18 protein-coding genes and 1 rRNA gene are annotated in these 23,622 nt (G+C 49.4%); 4 read left to right on the forward strand and 15 right to left on the reverse strand.

The genetic code is table 11. From position 1 onward, the window contains the following. From AC50Y5_RS11620 to AC50Y5_RS11660, 9 genes are all read right to left on the reverse strand, one after another. Positions 1–209 (reverse strand): 16S ribosomal RNA (locus AC50Y5_RS11620); the annotation flags it as partial. 368 nt (positions 210–577) lie between these two features. Continuing rightward, the gene (gene ligA / locus AC50Y5_RS11625; RefSeq protein ID WP_494861506.1) at positions 578–2,626 is read right to left on the reverse strand and encodes an NAD-dependent DNA ligase LigA; all 2,049 of its coding nucleotides are present in this window, start codon (positions 2,624–2,626) and stop codon (positions 578–580) included. Positions 2,627–2,658: 32 nt separating this feature from the next. After that, the gene (pcrA, locus tag AC50Y5_RS11630) at positions 2,659–5,007 is read right to left on the reverse strand and encodes a DNA helicase PcrA (protein ID WP_056037006.1); all 2,349 of its coding nucleotides are present in this window, start codon (positions 5,005–5,007) and stop codon (positions 2,659–2,661) included. 115 nt (positions 5,008–5,122) lie between these two features. After that, positions 5,123–5,845: a heptaprenylglyceryl phosphate synthase gene (pcrB, locus tag AC50Y5_RS11635; protein WP_099518277.1), complete on the reverse strand. Its 723-nt coding sequence runs from the start codon at positions 5,843–5,845 to the stop codon at positions 5,123–5,125. A gap of 349 nt (positions 5,846–6,194) precedes the next feature. Continuing rightward, positions 6,195–8,732: a U32 family peptidase gene (locus AC50Y5_RS11640; protein WP_494860758.1), complete on the reverse strand. Its 2,538-nt coding sequence runs from the start codon at positions 8,730–8,732 to the stop codon at positions 6,195–6,197. A 184-nt stretch (positions 8,733–8,916) separates the two neighbouring features. Then, a complete protein-coding gene (locus tag AC50Y5_RS11645; RefSeq protein ID WP_494860760.1) occupies positions 8,917–10,128 on the reverse strand; it encodes an efflux RND transporter periplasmic adaptor subunit in 1,212 nt (403 codons plus the stop codon). A gap of 56 nt (positions 10,129–10,184) precedes the next feature. After that, positions 10,185–13,295 carry an efflux RND transporter permease subunit gene (locus AC50Y5_RS11650; RefSeq protein ID WP_494860762.1) on the reverse strand — a complete coding sequence of 1,037 codons (3,111 nt, stop codon included), beginning with the start codon at positions 13,293–13,295 and terminating at the stop codon, positions 10,185–10,187. A 200-nt stretch (positions 13,296–13,495) separates the two neighbouring features. Further along, positions 13,496–14,884, reverse strand: coding sequence for a HAMP domain-containing sensor histidine kinase (locus AC50Y5_RS11655; protein ID WP_056036995.1), 1,389 nt, complete (start codon positions 14,882–14,884; stop codon positions 13,496–13,498). Beyond that, positions 14,878–15,561: a response regulator transcription factor gene (locus AC50Y5_RS11660; RefSeq protein WP_056036993.1), complete on the reverse strand. Its 684-nt coding sequence runs from the start codon at positions 15,559–15,561 to the stop codon at positions 14,878–14,880. The genes AC50Y5_RS11655 and AC50Y5_RS11660 overlap by 7 nt, the downstream gene beginning before the upstream one ends. A gap of 249 nt (positions 15,562–15,810) precedes the next feature. Between AC50Y5_RS11660 and AC50Y5_RS11665 the strand changes: the two genes are divergently transcribed. The 4 genes from AC50Y5_RS11665 (at position 15,811) to AC50Y5_RS11680 (ending at position 19,068) form a co-directional block, all read left to right on the forward strand. Continuing rightward, entirely contained in the window at positions 15,811–16,779 is a 969-nt protein-coding gene (locus tag AC50Y5_RS11665) for a sugar phosphate isomerase/epimerase family protein (protein WP_056036991.1), read from the forward strand. A gap of 172 nt (positions 16,780–16,951) precedes the next feature. Further along, complete coding sequence (locus tag AC50Y5_RS11670; protein ID WP_056036988.1) at positions 16,952–17,374, forward strand: CBS domain-containing protein; 423 nt, start codon at positions 16,952–16,954, stop codon at positions 17,372–17,374. A 340-nt stretch (positions 17,375–17,714) separates the two neighbouring features. Beyond that, complete coding sequence (locus AC50Y5_RS11675) at positions 17,715–18,443, forward strand: ABC transporter ATP-binding protein (RefSeq protein ID WP_494860765.1); 729 nt, start codon at positions 17,715–17,717, stop codon at positions 18,441–18,443. Beyond that, complete coding sequence (locus tag AC50Y5_RS11680; protein ID WP_494860767.1) at positions 18,424–19,068, forward strand: ABC-2 transporter permease; 645 nt, start codon at positions 18,424–18,426, stop codon at positions 19,066–19,068. Before AC50Y5_RS11675 ends, AC50Y5_RS11680 begins: the two co-directional genes overlap by 20 nt. A gap of 87 nt (positions 19,069–19,155) precedes the next feature. Here AC50Y5_RS11680 and AC50Y5_RS11685 read toward each other — a convergent pair whose 3' ends face one another. The 6 genes from AC50Y5_RS11685 to AC50Y5_RS11710 all read right to left on the reverse strand — a co-directional run bounded on the left by AC50Y5_RS11685 (position 19,156) and on the right by AC50Y5_RS11710 (position 23,228). Beyond that, positions 19,156–19,578 (reverse strand): OsmC family protein, encoded by a 423-nt coding sequence (locus AC50Y5_RS11685; protein WP_046229750.1) that lies wholly within the window; start codon positions 19,576–19,578, stop codon positions 19,156–19,158. A 123-nt stretch (positions 19,579–19,701) separates the two neighbouring features. Beyond that, positions 19,702–20,472, reverse strand: coding sequence for an amino acid ABC transporter ATP-binding protein (locus AC50Y5_RS11690; RefSeq protein ID WP_494860770.1), 771 nt, complete (start codon positions 20,470–20,472; stop codon positions 19,702–19,704). Between the two features lie 121 nt (positions 20,473–20,593). Beyond that, positions 20,594–21,238, reverse strand: a complete 645-nt coding sequence (locus AC50Y5_RS11695) for an amino acid ABC transporter permease (RefSeq protein ID WP_056036976.1) — start codon at positions 21,236–21,238, stop codon at positions 20,594–20,596. Between the two features lie 50 nt (positions 21,239–21,288). Then, positions 21,289–22,161 carry a transporter substrate-binding domain-containing protein gene (locus AC50Y5_RS11700; RefSeq protein WP_494860772.1) on the reverse strand — a complete coding sequence of 291 codons (873 nt, stop codon included), beginning with the start codon at positions 22,159–22,161 and terminating at the stop codon, positions 21,289–21,291. Between the two features lie 80 nt (positions 22,162–22,241). Next, positions 22,242–22,823, reverse strand: coding sequence for a TetR/AcrR family transcriptional regulator (locus AC50Y5_RS11705; protein ID WP_494860774.1), 582 nt, complete (start codon positions 22,821–22,823; stop codon positions 22,242–22,244). Positions 22,824–23,015: 192 nt separating this feature from the next. Further along, a complete protein-coding gene (locus AC50Y5_RS11710) occupies positions 23,016–23,228 on the reverse strand; it encodes a hypothetical protein (protein ID WP_056036971.1) in 213 nt (70 codons plus the stop codon). Positions 23,229–23,622: the final 394 nt, after the last annotated feature.

A 23,622-nucleotide genomic window follows, 5' to 3' on the forward strand; every position in this document is an offset into this window, starting at 1 on the left:
CAACTCCGATCATGCGACCAAGTTGTGTATCCGGTATTAGCATTCGTTTCCGAATGTTATCCCAGTCTTACGGGCAGGTTACCTACGTGTTACTCACCCGTCCGCCGCTAAGCATCAGGAGTGCAAGCACTCCATCAACTCCGCTCGACTTGCATGTATTAGGCACGCCGCCAGCGTTCGTCCTGAGCCAGGATCAAACTCTCCATTTAGGTGTTGTTTGACTTGCTCATTACTTAACTAGCTATTTAAAACATTGTTTGGATTTTGACGTGATCCATTTGTTCAGTTTTCAAGGAACTTGTTTGTCACATTTTGTAGTGACAGTTGTATATGTTATCACCATTCTTCGACAGTGTCAACAGCTTATTTTATTGTTTATTTCTCAATATTTCTGCTGTGTAACGCGATGTCTCCGAAGCGACAAGAAGTAATATACCATGTCCATTTTCGAAATGCAACTACTTTCGCAAAAAACTTTTCATTTTTTATTAATCCACATTTAAATCCTTAGCCCTTATAACGATAAAAAGCGCCGCGCACGTCCCAAAACCCAGGCGTGGCGGCACTTTTCGGTCTATTACGCTTCGTTTCCTTCTAATAAACGCTGCAATTCGGCTTCATCTTCAATAACGGTAACACCGAGCTCCTTCGCTTTCGTGAGCTTGCTGCCTGCATTTTCGCCCGCAATGACATAATCCGTCTTCTTCGACACGCTGCCGGATACTTTCGCTCCGCATGCTTCGAGCTTCTTTGCAGCTTCGTCGCGGCTCATGCCGGATAATGTCCCTGTAATGACCACCGTTTTGCCGCTGAATACACTATCTTCCCGTACAACGGCTTTATGCTCCGCTTCCGCGCTTACACCTGCAGCCCGCATACGGGCGATGCTGTCAGCCATTACCGGATCGGCAAAGAAGCTTACAATACTCTCCGCTACAATACCTCCGATATCAGGCAGCTCCACCAGCTCTTCCGCCGAAGCGGCCATAACAGCATCCAGGCTGCCATAATGATCTGCTAGCGTCCGCGTGGTGGACTTCCCTGTATTCGGAATGCCGAGCGCATATAGAAATGCCGTCAAATCCCTGCTCTTGGACTTCTCGAACGCATCAAGCAGCTTGCGCGCCTTCCGCTCGCCGAACCGTTCAAGCTTAATCAGATCGTCATACTCCAGCGCATACAGATCAGCAGGGTCATGCACCTTGCACTCTGTAAACAGCTGTTCAGCCGTCATAACGCTGAATGTATCAATATCCATCGCATCGCGCGAGGCAAAATGCGTAATACGACCGATCATTTGCGGACCACAGCCTAAGCGGTTGTTGCAAAACAAATGCGCGCCGCGCTGCTCAAGCTCCGTGCCACAAGAAGGACACTGCTCTGGAAAGACGATTTCCTGGCCATCTATTTCATCGGTTTTGCCGAGTATTTCCGGTATGACATCGTTGGAGCGGCGAATGGTTACGAACGTACCAAGCGCAAACTTAAGATTTTTCCGTTCAATATCGCCTATATTGTTGAGCGTGCAGTTTTGCACCGTCACTCCGGCAAGCTCAACGGCTTCGACGCGTGCGACAGGCGTTATTTTGCCAGTACGGCCAACTTCCCAAGAAACGGATTGCAATATAGTTGCCGCTTCTTCCGCTTCGAACTTAAATGCAACCGCCCAGCGCGGAAACTTGTCTGTATAGCCGAGCGCTTCACGAGTGCGGATATCCGTGAGCTTGACCACAGCTCCATCTATTAAATAATCGAGATCGGTACGGCCCTCTGCCAAACGCTCCAGTTCCGCCGCCACCTCTTCAATCGTATCAAAGTAGACTGCATACGGATTTACTTTAAACCGGTTGTCCCGCAAAAACTGCTGCATTTCCTGATGGGTGGTGAATGCCAGCTCTTCCGAATAGCCTATATTGTAGAAAAAAGCGCTCAGCTTCCGCTCAGCCGTCGTCTTCGGATTTAAGTTGCGCAGGGCGCCAGCAGCTGCATTGCGCGCGTTTTTGAGCGGCTCAGCAGCCGTCTGATTGTACTTCTCCAGCACCGACAGCTGCATAATACCCTCGCCTTGCACCTCAATCAAACCCTCCCGATAAGGAATCGTGAGCGGGACAGAACGAATCGTCTTCACCTGTGCCAGAATCCCTTCGCCTATCGCTCCATTGCCCCGCGTAGCCGCCTGAATCAGTTGTCCATCCTCATAGGTCAAGTTCAGCGTCAATCCATCGAACTTCAGCTCAATAACATAGCTTGGGTCTGGGAGCGGATCAACATCTGGATTTTTCGTATTATAATCGTTTACCGCCCGCAGCATCCGCTGGTTCCAGGCATGCAGCCCTTCAATGTTTTGCGCCTTGTCCAAGCTCCACAGCTTGGCCCGGTGACGATGCGGCTCAAAGCCCTTAAGCAGTTCTCCCCCAACACGCTGCGTTGGCGAATCAGGAAGCACGGTTCCCGTCTCCTTCTCCAATGCGACCAGCTCATCATAAAGCTTGTCATAATCAGCATCGTCAATGGACGGCTGATCCAGCGTGTAATACTGGTAGTTATGTGCGGTAATTTCATCAATTAGCGTAATCATTCGTTCGGTTTGGGCAGGCGAAGCTGCAGCTGTTTCCGCTTGGTTCATTTCCACAGCAAATGTCCCCTTTCAATAATGAGCTAAACTTTCGTTATTGGCGCAAAGCCTGCAAGCAGGCGTTTCACCCCTGTCGGAGCGGGAAAAGCGATCTGAAGCTCCATGTCATTGCCTGTTCCTTTCACGGAAACGATAACGCCTTCGCCCCATTTGCCGTGGGCTACCCGGTCGCCGGCAGCGAACTGCTTCGCGCCTGCATCACCAGCTGCGCCCGCTGCACCTGCACCGGCTGCTTGCGGCGTGCTTACTCGAACGCCGCTGCTTGTGCTCGTGCCTAGCGATCGGCCGCCTGAGCCAAGCCCGCCATTTGCCGCCGGACGCGAAGGAGCCGTGCGTCCGCCTGAGCCGAAGCCAGTCGAGCTTCCACCACCGTACCTGCTGCCTCCAATGCGGCCAAAACCGCCCGAAGCGGAAGCATCCTTTTTGAGCTCGCTCGGCACTTCATCCAGAAAGCGTGAAGGCATATTCGATGCGGTCCGTCCGAACAAGGTGCGCATCCGGGCCGAAGTCATAAACAGCTGCTTCTCTGCCCGGGTTATGCCTACATAGGCAAGTCGGCGCTCCTCCTCCAGCTCATCATTGTCGCTTAAGGCGCGGCTGTGCGGGAAGATGCTCTCCTCCATGCCAATAATAAAGACAACTGGGAACTCCAAGCCTTTGGCGCTATGCATCGTCATCAGTACAACAGCGTCACTTGGGGCGGCATTGCCCTGCTCATCCTGTTTATCCATGGAATCAATATCCGCAATGAGAGCGAGATCGGTCAGGAAGGATACAAGCGTCTTGTCTTCGTTGCGTTTCTCAAAATCCATCGTAACGGACAGGAACTCGTCAATATTTTCGACCCGTGCCGTCGATTCCAATGTTTTCTCGCGCTGAAGCTCCAGCTTGTACTGGGTCATCTCTAGCACCTTCTCCGTCAGCTCCGTTACCGACAAATATTCAACCATGCCGGCAAGGTTGCTGATCATTATATAGAACTCTCCAAGCAGCGCTTGCGTACGGGCATTGATATCCAGCCCCTGTAGATTACCCAAGACGTTGAAAATGGAAGTGCCACTCCGCGCTGCCTCCTCGGCCAGCTTGCCAACCGTCGTATCGCCAATGCCGCGCTTCGGCACATTAATGACGCGTGCAAGGCTAATATCGTCATCCGGGTTGGAAATCAGCCGCAAATAAGCGAGCAAATCTTTAATCTCTTTGCGATCGTAGAACTTGATGCCGCCAACGATTTGATAAGGAATATCCGACTTGATCAAAATTTCCTCTATGACCCGCGACTGAGCGTTGGTCCGATACAAAATGGCGTGATCTGCAAATTTGCGTCCGCTATTTTTATTTTTGCGAATTTCGCCTGTTACAAAATAACCCTCGTCATGCTCAGAATCGGCCTGATACACCGTAATTTCGTCTCCGGCACCTTGATCGGTCCAGAGATTCTTCGGCTTGCGTCCGGTGTTGAGGCTGATGACCGCATTCGCCGCATTCAAAATATTGGCCGTAGAACGATAGTTCTGCTCCAGCATAATCGTCTGCGCTTCGGGATAATCGCCCTCGAAATTCAAAATATTCGTAATGTCCGCTCCGCGCCAACGGTAAATCGACTGGTCGCTATCGCCGACGACGCAAATATTGTGATGCTTGTCTGCGAGCATGCGGCACAGCATATATTGCGCACGGTTCGTATCCTGATACTCATCGACATGGAGGTAACGGAATTTGTTCTGGTAAAAATCAAGCACCTCCGGCACTTCCTGGAACAGTTGAATCGTCTTCATAATCAAATCGTCGAAATCGAGCGAGTTGTTGCTTTTGAGCCGCTTCTGATAGGACTTATACACCTTAATGACGATATCCTGAAAATAGTCCCCCGCCTTCTGCTCATACCGCTCCGGCGTTAGCAGCTCATTCTTCGCGGCGCTAATGGACGCTTGAACAGCCTTCGGCTCGAATTTCTTCGTGTCGATATTCAGATCCTTCATGCAATTGCGAATAACCGACAGCTGATCGCCTGAATCCAAAATCGTAAAATTCGAAGTAAAGCCAATCCGGTCAATGTCCTTGCGCAAAATCCGCACGCACATCGAGTGGAACGTTGATACCCAAATATCGTTGCCCGACGGGCCAATCAGTGCGCTAACTCTGTCACGCATTTCACGCGATGCCTTATTCGTAAAGGTAATCGCCAAAATGCTCCAAGGCGCTACGCGCTTCTTCTCAATTAAATAAGCTATCCGATGGGTTAATACGCGGGTTTTGCCGCTGCCCGCTCCCGCCATAATCAATAGCGGCCCATCGGTTGCTTTTACCGCTTCGCGCTGCGGTGGGTTAAGCTTCTGTACCGCCTCGTCGATGCTTATAAAATTAAACATGGTCGTTCTCCTTTGTTCGCATTTGTTCGCCTATCAACAGTGTAGACAACGGGCCGTGAAGTGTCAATTTACCGATGCAAATAAATCCCTAAATAGACGGTTGTTTTTATAAAAGCTAGGCTTCGTTTCTTGTATGCTTGCGAATCGTGTTGTGAACGGCAGGCACAGTAGCCAGTGCTGCCTCCAAATCTGCATAAATAATATTGCCGACGACGACGGTATCGCAAGCCGATGCCGCCTCGCTCGCCTTCTCTGCGCTGTCGATGCCCCCACCATAAAATAGCTGGGCCTGCGCGATCGTATCATACGCTTTGTGAACGAGTGCCATGTCGCCGTAACGTCCGCTGTATTCGATATAAATGACGGGTAGGCGCATGAGCCGGTCTGCCATTTGCACATGCGCAAGCAGCTGCTCCTCGTCCAAGTCGGCATTCGCGCCTGTCAGCTTGGCCGCGGTCGCTTCTTCATTCAATATAATATAACCTTGCGCCGCCGTTTCCTCCCAAGGAATGAAAGAGCCGAATGCTTGCAGCCCTTCTGTCTGGCGGCCATTAATCCACTCTGCCTGGCTCGTGTTCAATACGAGCGGCACGAAATAGCCATCAAAGCCGGGAACCGCCGCATCCATCGTCGATACCTCCAGCGCGCAATCTACCGCATAACGGCGAATGCGCGCCATTAAATCTACTGTATTTTCAAATGTTACGCCACTAGAGCCTCCTACTAATACAGCGTCTGTACCCGACATGCAAATTGCATCCAGCTCCTCATCCGAGATGCTGCGCTCCGGGTCCAGCTTAAATACATGTCTCCAACCTGCATACCATTGTACGTCCATCCTCAACATTACCCCGCTTATCCCTATCCGTTATGCGACTCACTTAGGAGCTACGAGGAAATTAGTACCGCTTTTGTTGACAAAATCTCCACGGTTTTGGGAGTTTTGCCAACAAATTAGCGGTACTTTCTTTCGTCGCAGTCTCTTGTCGTTATGAGCGCTTCAGTTATTTCAGTAAATACGGCTCTAAATTGCAGCCTGCTTCTTCCTATGCTAAGCGAGCCGCATGGCGGTGTCAAACAACTTCGATAAGCTCAAAATTCGCCCCTGAGAGTGATCTGGTTGTATCCTTCAAAAAGAGCCGGCACTGCGTTTCCCGCAATGCCGGCTCCCCCCTCTTGCTGCTTTCTTACTTCACCAATTGTCCGCGCGTTACGCCGATTTGGTTCGTTGCTTTCAGCGTACGCCATACTTTAGTGCCCGTAATACGGCCATCGAGCGCATCGCGGTAAAGAGATAGCACTTCCGTTACCCGCTCCGGCGTTTCTTCCAAAAACTCGACGCGGAACGATGGAATGCCCAGCTCCAAAAATTGCTTAATATATTCAGCGCCTGATTGCTCAATAGCGTTGTACACCGTATTGCGGCAGCCTTCGTCTACGCGAACCGGATGGGACATGCCAATACGGTCCTGCAAGGAAGCGCGCGAATCTTCACACGGGCGTCCACAATTCGTGAAGTTGGTGCCTTCACTCATAAAGGTGCAATAGACGCAGTGCTCCGTATGGAACATTGGCAAATGCTGCTGGATTACGACTTCCAGCTTCGCTGTATTAGCCTTGTTCAGCATGTCCATCATTTGCTGAATGTTCAGGTCGTAAGACGGCGTAATCATATCGAGGCCAACTTCTTCAAAAAGCTTCACTGTCTTGTGATTAGCCACATTAAGCGAGAAGTCGCCAATCAGCTTAGGGAATGGCTGATCTGGGTTTTCGGCCTTAGCGCGCAAATAATAATAAAGCGCACCTGTATTGCGGACAAGCACAGCATCTGGCTTAAGCTTCAAAATGTTAGCATGGTAGCCGTTTTCACCCGGCATATGAATGCGCGGGGTTGCCAGAGCGATCGGCTTGCCAGCCGCACGCGCCAGCTCTACAGCTGCCGGAAACTGCTTAATAAATTCAAAATCAGCATAAATCATATCGACATCGGCGGCGATTGCCGCTTCGACTTGCGGCAAGCCGCGGCATAGAGCCGTCAGGCGCGGCGCAAGATCGCCTTCGTGCGAATAGCCGGAGACAGCTGCTGGAACAGCTTCTTGATCCGCGGTATAGGCCAGCGGGTCGATGTTATTTTTCACATAGACGGGCGGCTTCGGACGTTCTCCAGCCAAATGCTCCACCGCTTCGCGGCGCATCCGGTTAAGCTCGCGCACGGGCACAATAAGTTCGCCCTCAAGCAGAACTTCCAAATGATCGAGCTGATAAACCGTTCCGCCTAGACGGCCCAGTTGATCATTAAGCAGCTCGGCATCCATCGGACGCTTTTGCGCCTGCTCCAGCATCAGTTCGGATACTACTTCTACCGTCGTTCCTTTTTGCATATCTGTCCATATCGTCCGCAGCGGCTCGCCAAGCTTGCCTGTTACCGAAACATGAAGCGGGAAAACGCGGTAGGGCTTTTCCGTCTCATAGGTCGCACGCAGACGTTTATCCAGCGCCGGGTCATTCGTCTTCCATACGCGGTCACCCACATGCACCTTGCGCAAATCAACGTCGCTGCGCCCTGGAACGAGCTCCAGCAGCGTTCCTTCCTGCGCTTCGCCTTCAATCTTCACGCCTTGGCGGCGAATGTCGTAGACGCGGCCGCCCTCTTCCTTCTTCGTCGGATCGCCAGCGTCGAAGACGACGCCATCGCCACGCTTAAGCGGAGCTTCCAGACGCACCGTTACCGCATCGCGGAGAATCCGCTCGACACGGCCAATGAAGACGCCGCGGCTTTTTGGGAACGTGCCTTCGACGAGCATTTTATTGTTCGTGCCCGACAGGAAGCCATGTGTGAAGCCGCGCGAGAAGCTTTGCTGCAATTCGCGAACTTCCTCTACCGATGGCTTGGACAGGTCGCCGTCAAAATATTTATCAATCGCCTTGCGGTATTTGCTGACCACATTGGCTACGTATTCCGGGCTTTTGAGACGTCCTTCGATTTTGAAGGAAACGACGCCTGCTTCAATCAGCTCAGGCACGAGATCGATCGCCGCCAAATCCTTCGGTGACAGCAAATACGAAATATCGCCCATCGGCTGATGCTTGCCATCGACCATCAGATCATAAGGCAGACGGCACGCCTGCGCGCATTCGCCGCGGTTCGCCGAGCGTCCGCCCCACATTTCCGACGTTAGACACTGACCGGAATACGATACGCATAATGCGCCATGCACGAACACTTCCATCGGAAGCTTCGCCTGCTCGCCAATCGTTTTGATTTGCTTGAGGTTATTTTCGCGGCCGAGGACGACGCGCTCCATATTAAACGGCTTCGTAAATTCCACCGCTTCCGGAGAAGTAATCGTCATCTGCGTCGAGCCATGAATCGGGAAATCCGGCGACAGCTCGCGAATGAGCTTCACGAGTCCCAAATCCTGCACGATAACCGCATCCACACCTGCATCTATACACATTTCAATGAGCGTCTGAGCATCGCGAAGCTCGTCCTCAAACACTAGAATATTAAAAGTCAAAAAGCCCTGCACGCCATAGCTGTGCAAAAAGGCCATAATCTCAGGCAGCTCCTCGCTGCGGAAATTATTCGCTCTCGCACGCGCATTGAATTTTTCCACACCAAAAAAGACAGCATCCGCACCGTTCGCAACCGCCGCCCGCATACATTCCCAGTCGCCCGCCGGAGCAAGCAACTCTACATCTTGACGCGTTATATTTGCTTTCATAGTACCGCACATTCTCCTCAATAGTTAGCAATCTGTTGCTACTAGTGTAACAAACCGCCGCCAGCTATTCCACCATACATTGTTGACAAAATAATAGAAAGTCCAGACATGCTATCAAAATTTCTGTTAAAAATAAAAAAAGGAAGGAGCTTCCTTGCCGCCCCCTCCTTTGCTTTCGCCAACCTTAGGACTGCTTCGCAGCCTCTTCGTTCTCAATCTTCTGCCCATCGCTCAGCGTATGCTGGCCGGAGACGACAACGGTCTCGCCTGCTTTCAATCCTTCCAATACTTCCTGATAGACGCCATTGACGCGGCCCAGTTTAACTGCGCGCTTCTCGGCTGTACCCGCATTGGACAGCATGACGAAAGTTTCGCTGCCTTCACGCACAATGCTCAGCGAAGGAACGGCAATAACCTCTTCCTCTGCAACCGTCGTCAGCTCCACCTGAACGCGTCCGCCTGGTTTTAGCGAGCCATCCGTATTTTCCGTTGTAAGCTCAAGCGCGTACATTCTCGTTTTGGCATTAGGTACCGAAGCGAGGTAGACCACTTTCGCCTTTTTCTTCACCGAAGGGTTATCGGCATTGTAGTAAACGAGCTCTTTCTTGCCTCGTGCAAGCTCGGCCGCTGGTTCGCTCAGCTCGGTTTTAATTGAGATTTGCTTCACATTTTGCACCACAGCTACTACCGTACCTGCATTAATCGTCATGCCCTCGCTCACGGAAAAATCAGTAATCGTACCGTCCGCTGGAGCGGTAATTTGATAGCTGTCCAGCTGAATATCCGCCTGCTCGACGGCTAATCTCGCCGCATCGATTTGGGACTGCAAGCCGGAAAGCGAGCTGCCATTATCCAGATCGGAAAGCTGCTGCTTGGCCGACTCCAGATTGCGGCGTGCGGCATCAATCAAATTTTGATCGTCACCGGCACTAGCTTGAATGTACTGCGTCTCCAGGCTAGCAATATTATTCAGCAAAGTGGAACGGCTTGAAGCTATATCCTGCTTAGCCTTTACCAATGATTGCTCTGCTGCCGTCAAGCTGGTTTCCGCGCGCTTGCGGTCCAGCTCTGCGAGATTCGACTCCAATCGAATGATGGCTTCTCCTTTTTTAACCGTGTCGCCATTGTTCTTCAGCACGCGGGCGATTTTGCCAGAAGCCATTGTCGGGATATCCAGACGTACCGAGGCGCTTACCTCAGCGACCTGCTCGCGCGGATTTCCCATGCTGTGCTTGGCTGCCGCCTCAGTTTTAATGACTGTCACTTGCTGCTCTACTACTGTCTCCTCTGCAGCAGGTGCCGCGCTCGAGCATCCGGCAGCCATTAAAGCCACCGCAAACACGGTTGCGAGTGCGGCTTTGCTTCGCCGCTCCTGCTTGATCAAACGAAAAAACATATGTTCCAGCTCCCCTCTATATTGTTAACCCTCTTAATCATTTATGTGCTAAATGGTTAACCTTCCAAATTAGCAGGCTTATTGAAATCTACTGGTGCAGATTGGCCTTTCCCTTTGCGGAACAGCTTGCCCGTAATCGCTTCAAGCATCTCATATACGACGGGTACAACCACAAGCGTGAGCAGTGTAGAAGTGATCAAGCCGCCGATAACAACGACCGCAAGTCCTTTAGAAATAAGTACGCCTTCACCAGCGCCCATTGCCAGCGGTATCATCGCTACTATCGTTGCGCCTGCCGTCATAATAATCGGACGCAACCGGACTCTGCCCGCTTCAACCAGTGCATGGCGGACGGAGAAGCCTTCATGCCGCAGCTGCTGCGCTCGGTCGAGCAATACGATCGCGTTGGTCACGACGATGCCGATCAGCATCATAAACCCGATGAGCGATGTAATATTAATCGATTCATTCGTAACCAGCAGGCCGAGCAAACCGCCAATAATGGCGAGCGGAAGCGAGAATAGAATTGCAAATGGCGTGCTGGCATTGCCGAAGCACAGAACGAGTATAAAATAAACGATTGCGATAGATACAGCCATAGCCATAAACAGCTGCGTGAAGCTTTCGGCGATGTCTTCCGACACGCCTTGTATCTCGGTAGATACACCCGTTGGAAGCTCAATCGCATCCAGCGCTGCCGCCACTCTTGTGCTGACCTCGGTCTGGTTCGCTGCATCGATGGTAGCCGACATTTTCACGACTTGCGAGCGCGATTCCCGGCTCAAAGCAGCAGGAGCCTGTACTTCCTCTACTTTAGCAACCTCTTGCAAATAAACGATGCCTGCCGTTGGCGATAAAATCGGCATTCTGCCAAGCTTCTCAAGCGAGCCTTTATCTTCATCGCGAAGCTTAACCACCGTGGAATACAAAACATTATCAAAGCGAACATCTCCGAGACGCTGCTCTGCAAGCCACATCCGGACGGAATCTCTGACCCCAGCAGGATTAAGTCCAAGCTCTCTAGCCTTCGTCTGGGAAACGGAAATGCTGATTTCCGTTTTGGCGTCGCTAAGCGTATCGGTGATTTTGGTAAGCTCAGGGAACTCTTTCATTTTATCCTTGATGAGCGCAGCCCCCTGCTCAAGCAGCTGCTGATCGTCACCTTTCAGCACATAAGAGAAGGTTCCGCCGCTAAGGCCTCCACCGCCGCTTGCCATTTGGCCCGTTACTTCTGTGCCTTGGGGCAGCTGGTTTTTAATTATTTCTACATAGTTGTTCAAGACTAGCGTCGCATCCTCTGCTTCGCTGATCTCAGCGGTAAGCGAGGTTGTATAAGGAACGGTATCGTCACTGTCTGCATATCCGACCAAGGACTCCACGAAGGTGAACAGGCTGCCGCCTTGGCTGTCTTTGGCATCCAGCAGCATCTTCTCAATCTCTTGTGACTGCATGTCATTGCTTTCCAGCGACGTTTCATATGGGTATTTCACCTGGAAGAACACAAGCTTCTCCGGACCGCTAGAAGGCAGAAAGTTAACCGCCAAATTCGGTATCGTAATCGCCATTGTCACGATAAGCATAACAAGCGACATCAGCAAGGTTTTGATCCGATTAGACAAACACCATACTAGAATACGCTCATATAGACGCGTTACTTTGCCGTCATGCGCATGCTCATTCTGCTTAATCTGCTTGCGGCTGCGAAGTACGAGCAGCTTTGTCATCATTGGAATGACCGTTAGTGCCACGAGCAGTGAAGCAAGCAGGGCACAAGATACAGTCAGCGCGAACGGCCGGAACATCTGTCCAACGATGCCGCCAACGACAGCGAGCGGCAGGAACACGCCTGCCGTAACGAGCGTCGAGGACGTAATCGCCATGGAAACTTGGCGGGTCGCCATAATGATGACGGATTCGCCGCGCTCCTGCGCTTTTTCCAGATTGCTGTATATGTTCTCAATGACGACGATACTATCGTCCACAATTCGCCCAATGGCGATGAACATGCCGCCAAGCGTCATTATGTTCAGCGTAATATTCATGCTCGACATCATAATCAAGGTGATTAAAATCGAGAGCGGAATCGAGACGAGAACGATCATCGTCATCCGAATATTGCGAAGGAACAGCAGAATCATAAGCGAGGCAAGCGCAACCCCGATTAAGCCTTCCTTCAAAATGCCGCTGATCGATTTTCTAACCTCATCGGCGCCATCGTAGATTTTTTGGAATGTAATCGCTGGCTGATTGGTCTCCCAATCGGTAAGCACCGCGTTGACTTCATTGGAGAAATCAACCGCATTGGCTTCGCTCATCTTATAGAGACGAATGCCCAGCGCAGGCTGATCGTTGAAGCGGGCAATAAACTTTGATTCGTTTACAGCCTGGACATCTCCCAAATCCTGAAGCAGCACCGTTTGGCCTGTACTCGTCGCAAACTCCAAATTGCGGAGGCCGTAAATGCTGTTCAAATCGCCAGTCACCCGCGCCATCTGCGATTTGCCGTCCAGCTCTACAGAACCGACTGCACCATCCGTCAGAGCAGATTGAATGGCATTCGTTACCTCTATCGCAGACAAGTTGAAGACGGATAAAGCATCTGCATCCAGTAAAATATCAAGCGAGGTTGAACTGACCCCGATCGAATTGACATGGTCAATGCCATTAACGCCTTCCAGCGATGGCTCGATGCTATCCTCATAAAGCTTGTTAAGCTCGGTTTGCGACATGCCCTCCCCGGCATAAAGCGTTAAGTAATAAGCAGGCTGGGAGGAAAAGCCGAAGGTCAGAACTTTTGGCGTACTCGCGCCACCCGGAAGCACTACTTCCTGCAGCATGCTTTCCAGCTCCGTCTTTTTCTCCTTTACATCGTAGCCTTGCTTGAACTGGACAACGATGCTGGAAACATTATCGCTAGACGTTGAGCTGAGTGTATCCAGCCCTTGTATGTTCGCGATTTTATCCTCAATCGGCTTCGTCACCTCATCCATCACATCCATTGGCGGTGCCGGATATGTCGTTTGAATCATGACAACTGGAAAAGAGATATCGGGGATCGTCTCCATTTTCAGAGTCGCCGTTGCGTATAGCCCCCCTCCTACAAGCAGGGCAATCAATATAACCATTGCAGCCACTTTATTCATCGAAAAGCGGATTAAACCATTCAACCAGAACCCCTCCTACTCGCGTGTATACCTCAACGTTAAACTTTCTGTATGAACATAACGTGAACCATGCAAAAAAAATGATGCAAGCGACCATTTTTTTTGCAGCGTTCGCCTTCGCAGAAGTGAAATGATAGGCGTTCAAGGGATGATCTTATCGTTAGCCCATCATCTGAGAGGAAGCGGGCGGCGCCTTCAGCCTGTCAGGGAATCCGCTTCTTGGCTGCCATGCTCGGCAGCGTCACATCTACGCGTGCCCCGCCTTCCGCCCGGTTCGTAATACGGATGACGCCTTGATGCAAATTGACGATTTTTTGGGCGATGGATAGGCCAAGACCGCTGCCACCCAGCTTTTTGCTGCGGGATTTGTCTGCCTTATAAAATCGTTCAAACAACCTATAGCCGTCTTCGTCAGGAAACCCGCTGCCATTATCCGATACGGATACTTTAACGGAGTCTGTATCAAGGCTCATCTCAATGCGAATATAACCGCCTTCCGGAGCAAATTTGATCGCGTTGCCGATGACATTGATCCATACCTGGCTCAGCTGATCCTCATCGGCATTAATTTTCACATGGGGCAGCTCCAATATCATTTCAAGCGACTTTTCCGACCACAGCGGTTCGCAGGCGACAATAACTTGCCGCAGCTGCTCATCAAGATCGTAGGTCACCGGATCAAAAGCAGGCACGGCTGAATCCAGTTCCGCCAGTTTTAGCAAATTATCACTAAGACGCGACAGACGCTGGCTTTCTGTATAAATAATTTGCAAATAACGCTGCTTCTGCTCGGGATCCTCCACCGCATCCAGCATAAGCATCCGTGAAAATCCGGCAATTGACGTCAGCGGCGATTGGATTTCATGCGAGACGCTGCTGACAAACTGCCCACGCAGTTCATCCATCTGCTGGATCTCCTTTGCCATGCCGCTAAAGCTTTGTGCCAGCTGCCCTAGCTCATCCGTACGCTTGCCTGACTTTAGCTGAATGTCGAAACGCCCACTCGCCATTCGTTCCACCGCCTGCTTCATTTCCTTAAGCGGACGTACCAAATAAATGGCCGCCACAAAAATACACAGGCCGCCAACCCCCAGAACAACAGCAAGCGCTACGAACAGCATCTGGTTGAAAATAGCCACCTGGCTCGACTGCTGGTGCACGAACAGTCCGTAAGATTTATGATCCCATGTAAATGGCATCCCGAGCACAAGGCCACTCCCTGCAGTGAAGCCAAATCCAATATTCACGAACGGCTCGCCGCCTATGACAGATTTTGAAATGCTGTCTCCAGGCGTAATACCGTATTCTACAAACGGCTTCCCCTCCTCATTCAACCAGCCCTTCTCATCCATAACCATGAATGTATAGGACGGAGTAGGCTGCAATATCGTTACAATACGCTTCCCTTCGTCTATGCCATATTGCTCATATATGGTCGCGATAGATTGTCCGTATCCTAAAACCTCCTTCTTCACTTCCGTGATCACCTGGTCCTTAAAAAGCGTAATCGTAATAAAGAAGGCGCTGACCAGACCGACCAGCACCGCCGTTATAAAACTAATAATAACCCTGACATATAACGTTCTTAGCATGCATCCACCATTTCAAGCCTGTAGCCAAGCCCACGCTTAGTTACAATCGTAAACGGCGCATCCATTTCTGCAAAACGTTCGCGCAATCGCTTAATATGTACATCCACTGTCCGCTCATCGCCGAAAAACTGCGGACCCCAAATTTGGCTGATCAGCTCGTTGCGCGTGAAAATTTTACCCGGGTTGCCCGCCAGCTTGAACAGCAGCTCAAATTCCTTCAGCGGCAGCGCCACCCGTGCCTGCCCCTGCATCACCTCAAACGTATGCCGATCCAGCACAAAATCGCCCAACTGCAGCCGCATTGACGCTTCAATTCGGTAGCGTTTCAACAATGCCCGAACACGCAGCACTAGCTCATAGGGCTCGAAAGGCTTCACCATATAATCATCAGTTCCCAGGCCAAACGCTTTGATTTTCTGATTAATTTCACGCTTTGCTGTTACCATCAGCACAGGGATATTTGGGTATTCTTCCTTTACAAATTTACATAGCTCCCAGCCATCCATGACGGGCATCATGACATCAAGCACAACTAAGTCTGCTTTTTGCTTTCTCAGCAGCCGAATGGCCTCTTTGCCATGGCTTGCCTGAATCGTCTGAAATCCCTCACTGCTAAGCTGCGCGTGCATAAGCTCGCGTATATCTGGATCATCATCCACTAACATGACACTTGCCATCGCTTACTTCCTCCCGCTCTTGTTGGGCTTCTCCATAGTTTTCGGCAGTTTCTATTCAAAATTATAGCTTATGCTCAGAAAAAACTGTCAAGCCTTATCTATAACTTGTACGAACGAGAAGGCTTTTGGTAACCTTTTGTTTTGTTTATATGCGATTATGTCAAATTTGCACTTTTCATTAGATATCGGCAATCGGGCAATGGTATAATGAGAATTAGCTTTTCTTATAAATAGGAGGAATGATTGCACATGAAATTAGGAGTATTCAGCGTGCTTTTCGCACAGAAGTCATTTGAAGAAGCGCTCGATTACATAGCTGCCAAAGGACTGGATGCTATTGAAATCGGCACTGGCGGTTACCCTGGCACAGCCCACTGTGATCCTGATGTCCTGCTTGCTGATGAGGAAAAGTTGAAAGCGTTTAAGCATGCGGTAGAATCACGCGGCCTGATTATCAGCGCCCTGAGCTGCCACGGCAATCCGCTGCACCCGCAGAAGCATCTTGCTGCTGCAGATGATGCGACCATTCGCAAAACGATCGAACTCGCAGGACGTTTGGGCGTTCCTGTCGTCAATACATTTTCCGGCTGCCCAGGCGACCACGAGGATGCTAAATATCCGAACTGGCCGGTTGCACCTTGGCCAAATGATTTTCAAGAAATTTTGGCTTGGCAGTGGGAGCACAAAGTTATCCCTTATTGGACTGAAATCGGAGCGCTTGCTGTCGAGCATGGTGTGAAAATCGGACTTGAGCTGCACGGCGGCTTCTCCGTTCACAGCCCGGCAACGCTGCTTCGCCTGCGTGAAGCGGTTGGCCCGGTTATCGGCGCCAACTTGGATCCGAGCCACATGTGGTGGCAAGGGATTGATCCGGTTCAAGCAGTGCAAATTTTGGGTCGCGCTGGCGCGATTCACCATTTCCACGCGAAGGATACGACGATTGATCCAATCAACGTCAACCATCACGGCGTAACGGATATGCAATCGTATTCGCTGATGCTGGATCGCGCTTGGCAATTCCGCACCGTCGGCTTCGGGCATGACCTGAAAGTATGGGCAGATATTATTAGCGCGCTTCGTCTAGTCGGCTACGACTATGTCGTGAGCATTGAGCATGAGGACGGCCTGATGTCCGTTGATGAAGGCTTCACGAAAGCGGTGCAAAACCTGCAGCAAGTGCTGATTAAAGAACCACTAGGCGAAATGTGGTGGGTATAGATTGAAGGAGGGCGGCTGCATCCGATGAGGATGTGGCCGTTTTTTTGCAATAAGACTGTGGACGAGGGCTTGTAATCTTTACATTCCGCTAATAAATAACACTCTCCGCGTTAATCCTGCTAACGTACTCTATAAGTGCACCCCCCACTAAAACAGAGGATAGGTGATCCGCATGACTGGCTATACTTCTGCTTCTTCTTCGTTCGTCCCTCAGGTCAGTACAAGCCAAAGCTGCTATGAAGCGCTCCAGCTTTTTCGCAGCTACCCGGAAGCACCTTGCGCAGTTGTCTGCAATTCGCTGGCAGAGCCTGTTGGGCTCGTAATGCGCGACCGTTTTTTTCTCCAATTATCTAGCAGCTTCCTTGGCTATTACCAGACGGACATCACCAAGCTCATGAATACCCGCTTTCTCTCCACCGTCGCCTCATCCACTGACACAGACTTTAATCTGGGCAGCATCTCCTCATTGAAAAATAAAGCTATTGATCGTCACCCCGAGCTGCGCAGCGATTGTATCGTTATTACGAATGAACAGGGCCAATTCGCGGGTATCATCGATGTTGCAGTTTTAGAAAACGGCCTAACCTACTCCTAAGTATCAGCTTCAATCAGATCAAGTCATTCATTATACCAGTACTACCTTCCCAAAACAGCCAAGGAAAAAGATTACTATTTAGGTCTCCTCTATTCAGGGGAGATTTCTTTGTCTGAAAATAAGGATTTTCAGGTCTGTTTGTCGAATTGATTATAATTACCATCTCAGTAAATGGATAAATAAAATGGAACTAAAAAGGGATTAGGTCCTTACCTTAAGCAAGAGTGGTCATAAACTTACCAGTCTACTGAGCAGACCAGAATTCAGCTTACATATAAGGACTTATAGCAGAAAATTAATTGACTTAATAATTTATTGTACAACATGTGGAGGGCTGGGATTGGAAAAAATACTAATGGTGAACGGGCTTAACAAGAGCTATTCAGATTTCTCTTTAAAGAATGTAAATCTGGAATTGCTGCCTGGGGATATCATGGGCTTGATTGGAGAAAATGGAGCAGGAAAAACAACGCTAATGAAATTGCTGCTTAATCTGCTGACTCCCGAAAAAGGGGAAATCTTAGTATTCGGAAAAAATTATGAAGGTCATGAATCGTACATTAAAAATAGGCTGGGCGTTGTTTTCGATGAAAATTATTTACATGGATTGTTAACACCCAAACAATTTAACTACGTGATGTCCAGTATCTATGAGCAATGGAATCAACAGGCTTACTATAATTATTTGGAAATGTTCCATTTACCCGTAAACACAAAAATAAATCAGTTTTCCAAGGGAATGAAGGTGAAGCTGAATTTTTCTGTCGCCTTGTCACATCATCCTAAATTATTGCTTTTAGATGAAGCTACAAGCGGGCTGGACCCTATAATGAGGATTGAAATTTTAGATGTTCTGAATGACTATGTCACCGCAAATAACAGTAGCGTCCTCCTATCCTCACACATCCTCTCGGATGTTGAACGTATAGCGAATAAATTAACCTTTTTACACAAAGGAAACGTGGTTTTTTCTGAAAAAATTTCAAACTCCACCCAGAATGGGAGCCTTGAAGACATGATGAGATCATATATAAAAGGAGAGAACTCCATTGAAAGGCTTAATAATTAAAGATTTATTGGTGCTGAAAAGCAAAGTGAAAATCATTCCCTTTATCCTTTTATGTATTTTGGCTATTTTGGCCATTTACTTACTTGGCTCCACTGGCGTAATTGCTTTGAACGTATTTATCCCAATCTATTTCTGCGCTCTCGCCATACCTGTATTCCAAGAGGATGAGAAAGCGGGATGGCACACCTTTGTTGCAGCTTCACCGCTATCCAAGAAACAAATCGTTGGAAGCCGATATATTGTGAGCTTTTCGATTATAACCACCGTATTGTTAGGTCTATTATTGTTTAATGTACTTTATTATTTCTTATTTAGCGATCTATCCTTTTCGGTTCATATACTGACCTTATTCGCAGCGCTGTCCATCGGGTCTATTTACCTGTCCCTGCTGATCCCCTCCATTTACTATAATGGAACCAATGGCAGCTCTATTGTGATGCTAATCGTTATCCTATCCTCGTCAGGAGGCGCGTTTCTTATTAATTCTGGGAGGCTATCCTTAGAAGCCCTTGTCATGATGAACCCACTGCTTTTAGTATGCTGTTTGCTGCTTGGATTGATCCTAATCCTCTCACTATCCCTGTTTATTTCCATGAGAATTTTCGTTGCATCTCTAGCTAAATAGCCTCTCTGTATAAGAAAAGAGCCGTAACCCGAACCGTCCACGGCAGCCTCGGATCACGACTCTTTTTTTGTGTTCGCTGAGATTAGCTTATCCCCGCGTCATTTCTACTCCGTTGAGCACTAATCGGTAACGAATGTCCGCTTTCAGCGAATCCGAGACGGCGCAATATTTTTCCTTGCCGAGCTCAATCGCTTTCCAAATCCGGTAATCCGGCACATCGCCGTTTACTTTGAAAATCAGATCGATAGCCGTAAAGCCTTTCGGCATCTCCTCTTTGCGCGTGCCTTCCGCATCAATCTCGATGCTGGTGATTGAACCGAGGAACGCATCCATAATCATCGTAATATCAATGCCGATGCAGCCCGCGAGGCCCGCCAGCAGCAGCTCCATCGGTGTAGCTCCTTGTCCGTCGCCGCCATATGCTGCGGTTGCATCCATTCCAACGCTGTAGCCAGATGGCCCTACAGATGTAAATGCACGTTTGCCTGTCCATGTTGTTGTAACCTTCATTGCGGTGTACCCTCTTTCTTTCGTAAGAATCGAAGGCCATGCCTCCTACTTTAACTCTGAAGTTCTTGTATTGCCTAGGTCGCTTCGTTAGGTGAATCGTACTTAGTAAAGTTCTGTTGATCGTTATTGCTGCTCTTGCTGCACCCCTCTGTGCTGGCCCAGCTTATTTAGAAAGCGGCGCGCCCTTTCGGTAGCTGGATGGTCGAAAAACACCTCCGGCGCAGCCTCCTCGACAATTTGCCCGTCATCCATAAACACAACCCGGTTCGCGACATGGCGAGCGAAAGCCATTTCATGCGTCACCACCAGCATCGTCATCCCTTCGCGCGCCAGCTGCTGCATGACATCGAGCACCTCGCCGACCAATTCCGGATCAAGCGCCGAGGTCGGCTCGTCAAACAATAAAACGTCCGGCTCCATCGCGAGCGCCCGGGCAATCGCTACCCGCTGCTGCTGCCCGCCAGACAGCCTGGATGGATATTCATCCAGCTTGCCTTCCAGCCCGACGCGCTTCAGCATTTTTTTGCCGATAGCGATGGCTTCGCTTTTGGGCAGCTTTTTCACGATGAGCAGTGATTCAATGACGTTGCCTAGCGCCGTTTTGTGCGGGTACAAGTTAAACTGCTGAAAGACCATCCCGCTATGGCGGCGAATAGTTCGGACATTCTGCGTGCGCTCGCGTGGCTTCATTTGTGTATTCAGGTGAACACCGTTCATCTCAATACTGCCTCCGCTCAGCGTCTCCAGCCCATTCAGGCAGCGAAGCAGTGTGCTTTTTCCCGAACCGCTTGGCCCGAGCAGCACAATGATCTCCCCAGCGTTGACTTGAAGATTAATCCCCTTCAGCACCTCGGTGCCTTGAAAGGACTTCGTTAATTTTTCTGTCGTAATCATTGTATTTCTCACGCCCCAACCCAAGCGTAAACGGCTGTCGCCGTACTCTGGCGGAAAAGCTTCCGTTTCGCGATGAAATATAAGCCCATTATAAGAGTGAAACTTATCATTTCTTATATTTTTAATAAGCTTTGGACAAGCGCTTCTCAATCGCTTCCAAAATAGCTGAAAAAGCGGTGCTCATCACCCAATACATGACTCCAATTCCGATATAAAACGGCATATTGACGTAATACTGCGCGATAAGCAAATTCGCCTGGCGCAGCAGCTCGGTTACGGTAATAAATGAAACGAGCGAGGTCTCCTTGAGCATTCCGATAAACGTATTGCCCATTGGCGGAATGGCCACTCTTGCCGCCTGCGGAAGCACGATCCGGTATAGCGCCTGCCATGAGGTCATGCCCGTTGCATAAGCGGCCTCCATCTGTCCTTTTGGAATGGACACAATCGCCCCGCGGAACGTCTCCGATAAATACGCACCCACATTAATGCTTAGCGCTAGTGTTGCCGCCGTAAGCGGCCCGAATACAATGCCGTAATCAACCAGCCCATAATAAACGACAAAAATTTGGATGAGCACCGGTGTTCCCCGAATAATCGAGACGTACCCCCGAGCCAGCCATTGAACCGGTTTGTTGCCTTTCAAACGGGCAATCGCTACTACTCCGCCGATAATAAGGCCAAAAAACATCGACATCATCGTCAGCAGCAGCGTATAATAAGCGCCCTTAAGCAGAAAAAAGAAATTTTCAAAAACGAGATTCATATCGTGAAGGTTCCCTTCATATGAGCCAAAAATTTTGACGAGAGCCGGGCTTACTCAGCCGCTGGCTCCTCGCCGAACCATTTTACAAAAATAGTTTTATACGTGCCGTCGGCTTTCATCGCCTTCAAAGCTTCATTCAGCGCGTCGCGGAATTCAGGATTGTCTTTGCGCACTGCAATGCCTGCATTGTCCGATTTGATTGGATCGCCAACCGCTTTGATTTTAAAGCCATTTTTCTCGACGATCGGCTTCAGAGCATACATATTGTTGATCGTCGCATCGATACGGCCTGCATTCAAATCCTGCAGCGACGTAATGACATCGTCATAGGTTTTGATGGTGAAGTTGCCGACTTCAGGCAGCACCGTTTTGCGAAGATACGTTTCGTCGTTCGTACCAAGGCCTACGCCAATGTTTTTGCCTTTAAAATCAGCCAGCTTCGTAATTGTATCGTTTTTCTCGGCAACGATGATTTTTACAGAGTTCGTAATATACGGTTCGGTAAAATCCATCTGCTCCTTGCGCTCGTCAGTAATCGTCATTTGGCTAATGACGACATCAAATTTCTTCGCCTGCAGACCGGCAATCATGCCGGAAAACTCCTGTGCGACAAACTCGGCTTTAACGCCAAGGCGCTTCGCAATTTCTTTGGCAATATCCGCGTCGAAGCCATCCATTTCCTTGTTTTCGTTCAAAAAGTTATACGGGGCATAGGTTCCCATTAACCCCACCTTAAGTACACCAGCCTGTTTCACCTGCTCCAGCAAATTAGAAGAAGCAGTTGCTCCTGCTTCCGCTGTTGGCGATGCCGAACCCGCATTGCCGCTGTTGCTGTTCTTCGAACCGCAGCCCGCCACAATAACCGTTAGCAGCAAAATAGCTGTCATCATCCATAATGTTGTTTTTTTCATTTGAATCCTCATCTTCCACTCTCTCCTTCATAGCTTCTCTAATATTTATATTGTTGCTTATTAATGTGTCCGGCTTTCTCAGGGAAATGCAGCTAAATGCCTAATAAGCCGAAAAATTCAAAACGCGCCGTTTCAGCAGCCAGCAATTCCGCAGATTTCACCGCAATAGCATCGCTTTCCGGCGTGCTGCGAAACAGCCAACGAGACAGTACGCCTTCAATGAGGCTCATTAGAAATGCTGCTCGCAGCTTGGCATCAATGGTAGCCGGCAGCATGCCCAGCTCAGTGGCGCGTTCAATATTGAGTACAAAAGATTGCTCCATCGCCATTTGAGTAACCGTTATTTCTTGTCTAACGACTTCGCTGAATCCCGTGCCATCCAGCAGCATTCCCATTAAATAACGATTTTCCTTGGCAAAATGGAACAGCTCGGTCAACAAATGCTCGGAGGCCGAAACCATGTCCTGCACCGAACCAGCATTTTTACGGTAGCCTTGTCCAATAACCGTAAGCAGCCGCTCCCGACCATCCTGTACAATTTCTATAGCTATCGCTTCTTTGCTTTTGAAATACCAATAGAAAGTGCCTTGTGCAACCCCTGCATCCGCTACAATATCCGAAACTTTCGTCGAATGGTAACCATAAAGGGCAAAACGCTTCAGTGCGGACTCCATAATCTGGTGTTTGCGCTCCGCATTGTTCGCCGTATTCCGATCTACGGTTCCGATAAAGCATCGCCTCCATTGATTGACTCGTCAGTCAGTTTTGATTTAAATCCTATCGGATCACTGGTATATTGTCAAGTAGGCAACAAAAAAAGTCCGCCCAGGTTGGATTCAACTTGGACGAACTTTTTTTGTTTTTCCTTATGCCAACCATACTTTGGCGATCATGATGTAATCAATAAACAAAAACAATCCCAAAGATACAGCTGTGAAACCAATCGCAAAAATGTTCTTCTTGCGCTCTTTGACCAACCGGACAAAGCCGATCAATAACAAAATTGTAAACGCAAGCATGAACCAGTCAAACGTGTTAATGTTGCTGGTCGTTTGTGCTGCTTCTTCTGCCAAAAACATTTGAATGACCCCTCCCACAGTTAAGCTTTTGCTCCATTCCACTTGCTTTAGGACCAGTCTTCCAAACCAAGGTGAAACGGCTTTCGTCGTCCTCTGACGGCGCGGCGCGTTTCATTCCGAGAAATATAGAGAAAGGATGGAAACATCATATCCTTTCCTATATTTTAAAAAATCCATTTGGCCATACTCATCCTATCCTAACCTATATGTTATCTTTTCCATGCGTCTGACGCAAGTCCGAATCTGTTTTCGTAACAACTTTGTCACGTTTGTCCATGAAGTACGCCGCATCCTGACTAACCGCTAGCAGGAGGCTTTGCTGCTATCTCCTTATACGGTGTCCAGCTTTGTCCAACCTTATAACCTGCGGCCGTCATGAAATGTAGCTAGAGGA

The sequence above is a fragment of the Paenibacillus sp. JT22N7 genome (assembly GCF_059383875.1).